Genomic DNA, 10,720 nt, shown 5'->3' on the forward strand with positions numbered 1-10,720 from the left:
TCGTCCCCCGGGGCGTCGCCCGCCGACGGGCATCCCTACGGTGACGCGTTTCATGGCCGCCGGCCGAGGCCGTGGTCGGAACCGTCGGTTACCCGCACCGGCCCTTGGTTAGGGTCGTCGGGTGCATGACTCCCCGCCCCACCAGCAGCCGATCACCGGGCCGGCGCCCGCCCACGGCCAGCAGCCGAGCTTCACCGCGATGCCTTCGCCGGAGGGCTGGCGGTACAAGCCGCGGCGCGCCCTGTGGGACAACAAGGCCGTACGCGCCGGCGCGCTGATCCTGCTGCTCGCCCTCAGTGGTCTGGTCATCCTCGCGCTCGTGCGCGAGCAGACCGGCACCGAGGGCTTCCTTGTGGGCCTAGGGCTCGCGGTGCTGCCCGTACCGCTGCTCGTCGCGGCGTTCCGGTGGATGGACCGGGTCGAGCCGAAGCCCTGGCGGAACCTCGTCTTCGCCTTCGCCTGGGGTGCCTGCGCGGCCACCCTCGTGGCGATCATGGCCAACGGCTACGCCACGAAGTGGCTGCTGACCACCGTCGACGTCACACAGCGGGCCGACGCCGACAAGTGGGGTGCCACGTTCGTCGCGCCGGTGGTGGAGGAGAGCGCCAAGGCGGCCGCGGTGCTGCTGCTGTTCCTCTTCCGCCGCCGCGACTTCAACGGCATCGTCGACGGCGTGGTGTTCGCCGGCATCACGGCCACCGGCTTCGCCTTCACCGAGAACATCCTCTACCTGGGCAACGCCTTCGCCTCCGACCAGAGCTTCGGCTACTCGGGGCTGCCCTCGACGACGGCCGCGACGTTCTTCGTCCGTGTGCTGATGTCGCCCTTCGCGCACCCGCTCTTCACGTCGATGACCGGCCTCGGCTTCGGCATCGCGGCGACCTTCGCCCCGCGCCGCCGCGTGGCCCACGTCCTCGTACCGCTCGCCGCCCTGCTGACCTCGATGGTCCTGCACGGCTGCTGGAACGGCTCGGCGTCCCTGTCGCCGCTGGGCTTCTTCGCCGTCTACGCGCTCTTCATGGTGCCGGTCTTCGGCGTGCTGACCTGGCTGACGATCTGGTCCCGCCAGAACGAGCTCCGCACGATCCGCGCCCACCTCCCCGCGTACCAGGCCGCCGGCTGGCTCACCCCGCCCGAGCCGCTGGCCCTCTCCTCCATGCGCGCCCGCGGCATAGCCCGCGACCTGGCCCGCCGCACCGGCGGCCCCACGGCGGCCCGCACGGTCGCGGAGTACATCTCCTTCGCGACCTCCCTGGCCTTCCTCCGCCAGCGCGCCAACAACGGCACGGCGGACTCCGACTTCCCGGCGCGCGAGCAGGAACTTCTCCACCACTTGTGGCAACGAAAGCATGTGGCTCAGCCGGCGCTCGCGCAGGCGTCGGCGGCGGTGCCGCGGCCGTTTGTTCCTGTACGGGGAGGGTGGGCGCCGGGGCAGGGGTGGGGGCCTGGGCGGCACTAACTAGCGGGGGAGGTCAGCCACTCCTCGTCTGTTTCTCCCGGATGTCCATGGGCGACAGGCTTGCGCTACAAGATCAACCGGCGTGTCGGGCCAACAGGGAATCCGGGACACTCGACAAGATGGCGGGCTCTTCGGGTCCGCGGTGAGCAAAGTGGAGATCCTCGCGGGCGCGAGTGCACAGCACGAAGAAGCGAAGACGCGCGTCCACACTGGTCGGGTCCTCTGTGTACGCGTCCAGGTCTGGCACGAAGACGCTGTCGAACTCAAGGCCCTTCATACTGGCCGCGCTCACGATTCGGATGGGACGCGCCGAGAAGTCGATGGCGTTCCGGTACTGATCATCGTGTGCATAGGCCTGGGTGTACTTGGCAAGCCCGAGGTGCGTGAGTCTGCTCTGGATGTCCCGCAACAATTGAGTCGACCTGCAAATGATTCCGATGCTCCGCTCCGGATGCGCGTTGAAGTATCGGGAAACACCCGTGAGGAGATACTCCATCGAGGGAATCTTCAGGACAGTGGGTGTACGACCGACGCGTGTCGGCAAGGCAATCTCATCCCCGGCCTCCTCGCGGAACTCGGACGCCAGCATCGCGATCTCCCGACTGTTCCGGCGGTTCTCGCGCAGCACGAGTGGATCGGCCCGCGTGGCGAGGGCCCGGCATATCTCGGACACGGTGCTCTGATCGTCGCCGATCCGCTGGTTCTCGTCTGCGCACACAGTGACGTCGACGCCAAGGGTTCGACACAACCGATAGAAGCCGACAGGCAGGTTCTGCCCCTCGTCGATCACCAGATGCGCGGTCGACCTGACCCCCTGCAGGATGCAATCCCGCTGCATCTCGATCCAGTCGTAGAGCCAACCATCCTCGTCGGTCTGTGGCGGATCGGTCCGGAAGCGCCGGCGCCAGAAATCCCTGATCCACCGATGGTAAGTGGTGACGTTGAGAGCCTCCGTGAGGTCCGGTCCTATTTGAGCAAGGTACTGATGCAGCAGATTGGAGCGCGTGAAGAGGGCGACGTCGCGACCGACGGTCGCCAGTGCCCAGGCACGGTAGACGGCCATCACGGTCTTTCCGGCACCAGGCGCCCCGGTGATGACGTGGCGTCCGTGGAACGGAAGGTCGATGACGGCCTGCTGCTCGATCTCGAGGTCCAGGAGGGAAGGGATCTTCATGTCAGATCGACGGCTCCGGCCGATTCCTCGAGCGCGGCTTGGACAACTCCCCGAAAGAATCCCGGGACCTCGCCGTCACCGATCAACAGTGTTCTGTCCAGCAGGGAGTTGTCGATCTCGCAACATGTCTCGGGAAGGAGCGTGCACGCATGGCAGGCAGCACGGTTGAGGTTGGCCAGAGACCTGCCGGTCGAGTCCGCGCACAGAGGGTCCTGCGAGCACCACTGCGCCGATTCAAGCAACCGGATCAAAGTCTCGACGAGATTCGGCGGTTGCCCCTGTCGGACGAGCCCGCCCAGCGTCCCTTCTGCATCCCCGGCGGCTGTGTAGATGAACACGCCGGCTTGAGGTGGAAATTCGCTGCCCGGGTCGTGGCTCCGAGCGTAGACGCGTTCCCGTAGCGAGGCTGCGTTGTACCCACTGTCATAAGACAGTTGGCGGATGAAGTGATGGGCCAGAGTGTGCAGCATCACGAATCGAGGAAGAAGCTCCGGACCCGATTTCCCTCTCAGACGGTCGGCCTTGAAGGAGGCGTCCAGGTTACGTTCGATCCGTCGCGTCCAGTCGCGGACCGACGGGAGCCTCTCCCAGGCGCTCACGCGTTCCTCGTCGACGGCGATGAAGATTCCTTCACCGTAGGTCTCCACGGCAGGCAGCCATTGGGCCCGAGCCTGCGTGTTGACCGAAACAACGCGTCCGCCCTCGTCTCCTTCGCCGTCGTCGGAGCTGGGTTCGTACCGCGAGAACCCTTGGAGCGCACGCACCTCGCGCACCCGGTCAGCGACGACGACGGCGGAGATGCCCACAGCCAGCTGCTGCTTGGATTCAGGATCTTCGCGGCCGATCCCGAGGTGGGTGCGACGCACGGAGAACGTCTTCGAGTTGGCGACGGATTCCGGGGCGGAGAAGGCCGCCCATTCGGCGATACTGAGGTCATCATCCGAACCAGCCGGCAACGGAGTCGATGAAGTTTCGTCCACATGACGCCGTCGCAAGGTTTCCACGAATTCCTCCGGAACCTCGCACTCATCGGCAATGAATTGCCTGAAGGCATCGGATATCGGGCTGCTACCCGAAAGGATGAAGTCCGGCCAAAGGCGATGATTGACGACCCTCTGCGTCAATTCATCTTCCTCGGACAGGCCTGCAGGCGCAGGGATGTCGAGCGCCGAGTGCGTGATCGGGAAGTACACATTGGAAGCGCCACGCTGTACCGCCTGAGGCGTTTCCTCGCAGGGATCCGCCTCATCGAATTCGGGTTGCCAGGGGTGGGTTCCCGAGCATTGCAGGCCCGTTTTCTTGAGGATGTTCTTCTGGCTGATGCCTGCCAGAGTACGACCGGCCTGACAGACAGCGCAGTAGACGAGCAGAGCTTCCAGCCCAGACGATTCAGGAGTGGCGACGAACCGAAGACGGCGAACCTGACATTGGCGCTGGACATGCCCTTCACTCTTGGAGTGAGCCCATCGACGCCAGTCGATGTCGGCCATATGCCCTGCCCTGCACACCTGGATGAAACGCATCGGGGCCAGCTGCGGTTTCCCCGTACAACGCCCGCAGGTCGGTTGCTTGTCCCGTACCTCGAGATCCGGGCGCCAGAGCTGCATATCCCTGCACTGTGGACAGAACAACCACTTGGGGAATCGTATGTACGAGGGCCCGACGCGGGTAGCGTAGGCAGCCTTCCCGGAAGGGATGACGGGGGCCGAACGGAAGCCCTCGACCCCCAATTTCTTCGCAAGCCGTGGCGATTCCACCTGTTCGGCGCTCTTTGCCCAACTCCGAATATCGGCGGCTACGAACGATTCACCTCGGATGTCGATGATCCCGCCGACACCGAAGGGAACAATGGTCTGCGTCCTGCGGACTTTACGACGAATGTCTTTCATCGCCTTCACGCTCCTCTCACGGCGATGAGGCACTCGCGGTCGACGTTGCGCATCGACTGCGCCGTCTCCCACAGGCCGCCTTGCTTGCCGAAGTCGGTGAGGAGCGATGTGTGCCCTCGCCCCTGGGGCTGGTAGTAGAGACGGCGGCCCTCACCACGAGCGATCTCGGCCTCTTGCTTCCAGGTTTCGATCAGAGAGTCCAGCTGTTCGGCTGCGGCACTGGCCTCTTCAGGATCAGCTCGCCGCGCGTGGTCCACCACGAGGTCACGGATCCGTGCGACTTCGTCCGTGTGATTGAGGATGTCCCCGGCCTTGTTCTCCGCCGCCAGGCCGATTCCGTGTCGCACGAGGATGGTGAGCACCGCGTGCAAGGCTCGGTTACGAGAGGGCATGGACCACGGTGTGACGCTGGTCGGTTCGACGTGCCGGTAGAGCGAGCGGTGGTAGACGCCGAACGACTCGTAGTGGGACCGGTCACGTGGTTTGGTCGAACGGAAGAGCGTGACGATCAGCCCCGGTACATGGCGACGGCCGACGCGGCTGGTGGCCTGGATGTATTCCGATGTCGTCTTGGGCTGCCCGTTCATGAGCATGAGGCCGAGACGCGGAACATCGACGCCCACGGAGAGCATGTTGGTCGTAGCGAGGAACGAGACGCTGTCGCGTTCCTTGAAGCTCTTGCCCAGACGCTCGAGGAGTCGTGGTTGAGCAGCGCGCGGAATGTTGCTGGTGAGCTCGACCACCGAGTCGTCGTTCAGCTTGCGCCGCCGATTGTCGTCTTTCGTCAGATGCTCGAGACGTGCAGGGATGTCGTCTCTCGCAATCGTGACAGTTCGTCCGAGTTCCCGCAGGCTGTTGTGATAGGCGACCGCGGTCCAGTACGCGTCGCGGAGGGTGTCGTCATCACAGATCTCGTTCGGGGCCTGCAACGCGGCGGCACCTACGTGGACGGTCGACGTCGAGGCGGTGTGCCCCTGCGCCATGACACCCACGTACAAACGTCCGGGCTTGTCCTTGTCGGGTGAGGCGAAGTAGGAGTGACCGGCTTTGATCCCCGCTGGAGGGAAGAGTTGCGCGGGGCGACCGTAGAGGCTGCGGATCTGATCCTCCGAGCGTCGGATCGTCGCTGTCGACGCGATGACCTTCGGCACGGTACCGCCTCGGGCGCAGAGCTCGAGGATGGCCGACTCGTACAGACCGACCGTCGTCCCCAGTGGGCCCGCCAGCAGGTGCAGCTCGTCCTGGATGACCAGCGAGGGGGCGCGCCTGCCGTTCCTACCGAAAAGGTTTCCGGCCTCAGGTTCCCACGCCAGTCGCGCGAACTTGTCCACGGTGCCGAGTACGAACGTCGGAGGCTCTTTGTAGATCTGTTCGTCCACGACGGACACCGGAAGCCACTCGTGAAAGACGCAGGTGTCGCGCGGACAGAAGAACGAGGTGGTGACTCCGTCCGCCCGGATGCCGAAATCCCGGTCGCGTCCCTGTCGTTCCGGGACGATCTCGGTACCGCACCAGGGGCAGCGTTCCAGCAGAAAGCGATCATCCGGTGCGTTCATCTGCTTCAGGGCCCCGAGCTCGTCCTGCGCAGCGGAGATCCTGTTCGGTGTCGTCTCCTTGCCCACCCAGAGTCCGATGGAGATGGGCTCCTGCCCGAGGTCGTGGGGCAACGGCCCGTCGTGGCCCTTTCTGATGTATTCCAGGGCACAGATGGCCGTTGCAGTGCGCTGGAACTGCTGTGTGGTGAGCAGGCTCAGCGTGTATCGGCTCAGAACTGCCGTGCCGCCCCCAACTGCGCCGAACCGCAGCCGGCGCCAAAGAATCTCGAAGCAGGCGGTGAGAAGGTATGCCTCCGTCTTACCTCCACCTGTGGGGAACCAGATGAGGTCGACCGTCTTGCGGTCCTCGTGCTCAGGATTCATCAGACCCTCGACCACGAGCAGGAAGTACGCGAGCTGGAACGGGTGCCACGCATGGTCGCCACTGGGCTCGGTCAGTTCGAGTACTTCGCTGTTCCTGCGGCGACGGCTCCCGGCCAGTTCCGGACGGCTGTGAAGCATTTGGAGCGCCATGGCCCGATTGGCCAGGCGGAATGCCTCGCGTGCCTTGGCTCCCGACGACGTCGACGCGGTGAGTGCCTCCACCCCTGACGCCATGCGGTCGAGCGCGCCCCTGATGCGCTCGAGGATGCGTTCGGCGGGTGCGGCGGCCCATTGCCGCAGGGACTCGGCCTCCGCCTGCTGGGTGTCGCACCACTTGCGATAGCCGAGGACGAAAGAGTGCAGCTCGGCCCGGAGGTCGTCCGCGGTGAGCCCGGGCTGGGAAAGATGCGCGAGGTTGAGCACCGGTAGATCCTTGGGCCCGTCGGGTTGGATGTGCTCGACCACCTGCTGAGGCATGACCTCCGCTGTCACAGTGGTGACCTGGTCGGTTTCGTCGTCCCACTCGACGGCACACCCGTGTCCCACGGCCCTGGTCACGATGTGCCGGTACTGGACTCGGAGTTCCTGTTCCTCCTCGTCACGGCTGTTGAGACGGGTGCTCGGATACTCGAGGATCGTTCCGCCGAGTGTCTTCGCCTCCAGTTCGACCTGGAAGAGCATCAGATCGCGGTCCTTGTGCGTGCTCTCCTCTTCGTCGTGCGCGTTGGCCAACACGCACGTGACGAGATGTCCGGTGCCGAAGGGGCGCCACCGGACATGGAGACGACCGTGTCCGTCCAGAACAGGGATCGGGGTCGTCTGTTCCGCAGCAACGGTCTTCTTTGCAGAGAGTCGCGGCTGCCTTCGCCAACTGCGCCGCCCACCCTCGCGATACGTCACGTAGCGGGAGGCCCCACATGTCACCTCGATGCAGCGGGCGTTGGTGAAAAAGGAGAAGCCGAGAGAGGACGGAAGCCATGCATTCGCCTCGGCCACCGGATCGTCGGCGAAGCTGTCCTCTTCTCCGCTCCCGGCCGCCGTCTCGTTGAAATCCTGCTCGCCGTCATCCTGCGAGTGCTCCAGCAAGGAGGCGCCACGCGGATACAACGTGCCCATCAGGTAGCGCCGGTCAGGAGGGTCGACGAGGGTCTCGTCGGCGGCGACGGCCGGGCCCACCAACTGCTTACGGAGGTACTTCACAAAGTCGCCTCGGTGATTGGCGAGCCGTGATGCAGAGTCGTTCACTTGAGACGTCCCTCTCGAATCATCCCGGCCACTCCCAGGTCTTTCAATATCCGACGGGTGCCCGGGCGGCAGGCCACCCAGAGCTGGGCGCGAGCCCTGGTCCAGGCGACGTAGAGCGCGTCGAGGCGGCCCTCGAGGTGTTCGGGTTCGAGGTCGATCAGACAGACGACGTGGTTCTCGTGGCCCTTGAAGTCGAGGACGGACGACCAGGTGAGACGGTGCTTCGTGCGATCAGTCCCGACCACGTCGGCGAATCGCTCGATCTTCGCGGCTCGCTGAGACAAACGGGCCGAGCTCGATTCCCAGTCCCCGGAGGCGGACAGCAACGTGACGTCCCGCAGCGAGACACCTTCCTGCACGAGTTCGTTCACGTAGGCGTCGAGGGTGGATGCCTCCTCAGAAGCGTCGTGCACATCGGCGAAGCGGACCTGTTCACCCTCACCCGCGGAGGCGACGCCCAGGTCGGCGCCCGTGTAGAGGCGAACCTGTTCCACGATTTGCACGGTATTGCGGCAATTTCGCCTCATAGGCCCGAACACCGAGCCCAGAGGGCGCAGATATTCCCAGGCGCCAGGATCATAGGCCTCCGGAGCCAGTACCTGGTTGTTCTGATCGAGCATGAAGATCCATCGGCCATCGCCGAGGCCACCCAAGACCAGCTTCTCCAGGATGTCGAGACTCTCGATGGTCATCAGATCCTGGGCCTCGTCCACGATCAGTTGGTCGAAGGTGCGGTTCCGAACCTCGTCCAACCGGTCGAACGGCAGGACGGTGATCGCGCCGCTGGTGAGGACCCGGTCCATGTGGGCAGCCAGCGTGGTGCTCGCACAGGTGAACAGAACGCTGCCAGTGGCAGACTTGCGGCGAGCCGCCTCGGCGGCGAGGAACGTCTTACCCGTGCCTGCCCCACCGGTCCAGATGAGACGTGAGTTGGACTCCAGCTCGTCGAGTCTGTCGAGCTGCTCGTTCGTGAGCCGTTCGAAAGCGACATCGAGATGAGTCAGCCGGGATTGCAGATTGGGTACGAGGTCGAAATCGGGGCGGATGGCCCCGAGCATCTTCCCCCGCAGGGAGGCTGACACGGGGGTTCGGGCCCACCAGTTCCGCGCCAGCCAGAAGCGAGTGGCTCGTTCGATTCCCTGTGCCAGACCACGTCCACCGGCGTACGCGGTCGCGCCGAGATACTGTTGCGGCTCGAACTCAGTCGTGCGTGGGATGTCGACATCCGTGGTGATGACGAGGTATCCGCTGGGGACGCCCTGGTTCCTCAAGTCGCCGACCAGGGCCCCGATCTCCCGCTCGAACTCATGCATACCCCCGCTGGCCTGCGCGAAGGGGCTTTCCTTCGGACCCTCCTCGCGACCGGGCGGACCGTAGTACCACTTCCCGTCGCGTTGGTGGACCCGACCCCCCTTGACCTCGATGAAGAGCAGGATGTCGGGCATGATGACAACGAAGTCGATCTCGCCGACACGCTTCTTGTGGTGCTGGGGGAGATGAACCGTGTGCAGAGCGACGCTCTGGTCATCAGGAATCGCCTTGAGCGCCGCGAACACGCTGCGCTCGGCCCGGCTCCTGGTGCTGCTCGAGATCTCGCTCGGAATGATGCGCATCAACTCTCCCCATGGTCACGCCAACACGTCTTCAAAATACCGAGTGATGGATCCTCAGGAGCATGGGCCCTGGCGAGCCGGCGCTGGCAGCGACCGCCCTATGAATGATGGACTACGGGGGAACGGGGGCGGAGCGCGAGCGCGGGGGCGTGATGATCACGGAGCGGGGCGGAGCGCCCAGCAGGCGGATGAATGAAGCCGAACGGGATCTGCTCGTCGGTCTCATACGTCGATTCACAGCCGAAGGACTCGAACGCCAGACGGCTCTGAGGCAGGTGACGAGGGCAGCGCACCTCGACGCCGAGGGGGCCCAGGCCTTGTACGAAGCCGTGGCAGCGGCGGAGGCGGAAGAGGAGCACGTCGAAGAGGAGCCGGACGTCACGCACAGTGTGACTCCCTACGGCAGGGCTGGTTTCGGCGAAGTACTCGACGACTTGGATTCTCCCGAGGAGGAAGAGGAAGGCCCGGACCTCGAGTCGCTTCGAGGGACGGTCCGTGTCGACGACCTGGAAGCGGCTCGTCGTGCCGCTCGGGACCTGCTCGAGGCCGATCGGAGGCGAGCGAACCCGCACGGGCGACTGCTGAGCGCCGAGGAGGAAGTGGGGCTCTGCCTGTTGTTCCGAGGAGCCAGAAACTCATCGGAGTTGTTGCCCGATGGTTACCTGGCGACACTTCCGCGAGAAAGCGAGGCGTACCGGGCTTTTTCTGCAATGATTATCCATAATCAGCGACTCGTGCACAAGATCCTGCACTCCTCAGGGAACCGATCAGGCAATCCCATGCACGATGATCTCGCGCAGCACGGCATGATCGGGCTCATCCGCGCCGTGGAGAAGTTCGATATTTCCTTGGGGTGGAAGTTTTCCACCTATGCCACCTGGTGGATTCGGCAACGCATTACTCGAGCTGTGATCAACGAAGGGTCATCCATTCGACTCCCGGTTCACGTCTGGACCGATGTGGAGAAGGTGCGGAAGAAGGAGCGAGCCTTTCTCGATCAGGGCAGAAGGCCCAATGTCGACGATCTTTCCCTGGCATGTGGGCTAAGCCCCGCCAAGGTGATGGAGTGTCTACGACTGGGCCGTCGGGCGGTCCTGTCGCTCGAGCAACCCATCGGCGAGAACGCGACTCTCGGGGAAGTGGTTGTCGATGCGTTTCGTCCGGTGCCGGGCCCGGAACAGGTGTTGTGGTCCGAATTCGAGCGCGAGGAAATATTCCAGCTGTTCGATGAGTGTGTATTCTCGGAGAGAATTCGGGATATTCTTCTGCTGCGATTCGGGTTCATCGATGACACATCCTGGACACTGGAAGAAATCGGTAAGCGGATCGGAGTGACGCGTGAACGCGTTCGGCAGATCGAGAAGCGAGCACTCAAGGATCTGAGAATCCAAATGGGACTGGATCCTGACGACCCTGAAGCG

At 64.3% G+C, this 10,720-nt stretch carries 5 protein-coding genes and 1 pseudogene; 2 read left to right on the plus strand and 4 right to left on the minus strand.

Translation table 11 applies throughout. From position 1 onward, the window contains the following. The first annotated feature begins 121 nt into the window (after window positions 1-121). Window positions 122-1,459 carry a PrsW family intramembrane metalloprotease gene (locus tag DXZ73_RS21165; RefSeq protein ID WP_425315852.1) on the plus strand — a complete coding sequence of 446 codons (1,338 nt, stop codon included), beginning with the start codon at window positions 122-124 and terminating at the stop codon, window positions 1,457-1,459. 73 nt (window positions 1,460-1,532) lie between these two features. Here DXZ73_RS21165 and DXZ73_RS21170 read toward each other — a convergent pair whose 3' ends face one another. From DXZ73_RS21170 to DXZ73_RS21185, 4 genes are read right to left on the minus strand one after another with little or no spacing between them, the layout of a single operon-like run. After that, window positions 1,533-2,633: a DNA helicase gene (locus DXZ73_RS21170; RefSeq protein ID WP_116212670.1), complete on the minus strand. Its 1,101-nt coding sequence runs from the start codon at window positions 2,631-2,633 to the stop codon at window positions 1,533-1,535. After that, window positions 2,630-4,522 carry a DUF1998 domain-containing protein gene (drmB, locus tag DXZ73_RS21175; protein WP_205519199.1) on the minus strand — a complete coding sequence of 631 codons (1,893 nt, stop codon included), beginning with the start codon at window positions 4,520-4,522 and terminating at the stop codon, window positions 2,630-2,632. The genes DXZ73_RS21170 and drmB overlap by 4 nt, the downstream gene beginning before the upstream one ends. A 5-nt stretch (window positions 4,523-4,527) precedes the next feature. Next, on the minus strand, window positions 4,528-7,686 hold the full coding sequence (locus DXZ73_RS21180; protein ID WP_116212671.1) for a helicase-related protein: 3,159 nt from the start codon (window positions 7,684-7,686) through the stop codon (window positions 4,528-4,530). Continuing rightward, window positions 7,683-9,299: an NERD domain-containing protein gene (locus DXZ73_RS21185; protein ID WP_116212672.1), complete on the minus strand. Its 1,617-nt coding sequence runs from the start codon at window positions 9,297-9,299 to the stop codon at window positions 7,683-7,685. The genes DXZ73_RS21180 and DXZ73_RS21185 overlap by 4 nt, the downstream gene beginning before the upstream one ends. Before the next feature lie 710 nt (window positions 9,300-10,009). Between DXZ73_RS21185 and DXZ73_RS39530 the strand changes: the two are divergent. Beyond that, window positions 10,010-10,678: pseudogene (locus tag DXZ73_RS39530) on the plus strand (sigma-70 family RNA polymerase sigma factor); the annotation flags it as partial. Window positions 10,679-10,720: the final 42 nt, after the last annotated feature.

The sequence above is a fragment of the Streptoverticillium olivoreticuli subsp. olivoreticuli genome (assembly GCF_003391135.1).
In the GTDB taxonomy this organism is placed as follows: domain Bacteria; phylum Actinomycetota; class Actinomycetes; order Streptomycetales; family Streptomycetaceae; genus Streptomyces; species Streptomyces blastmyceticus.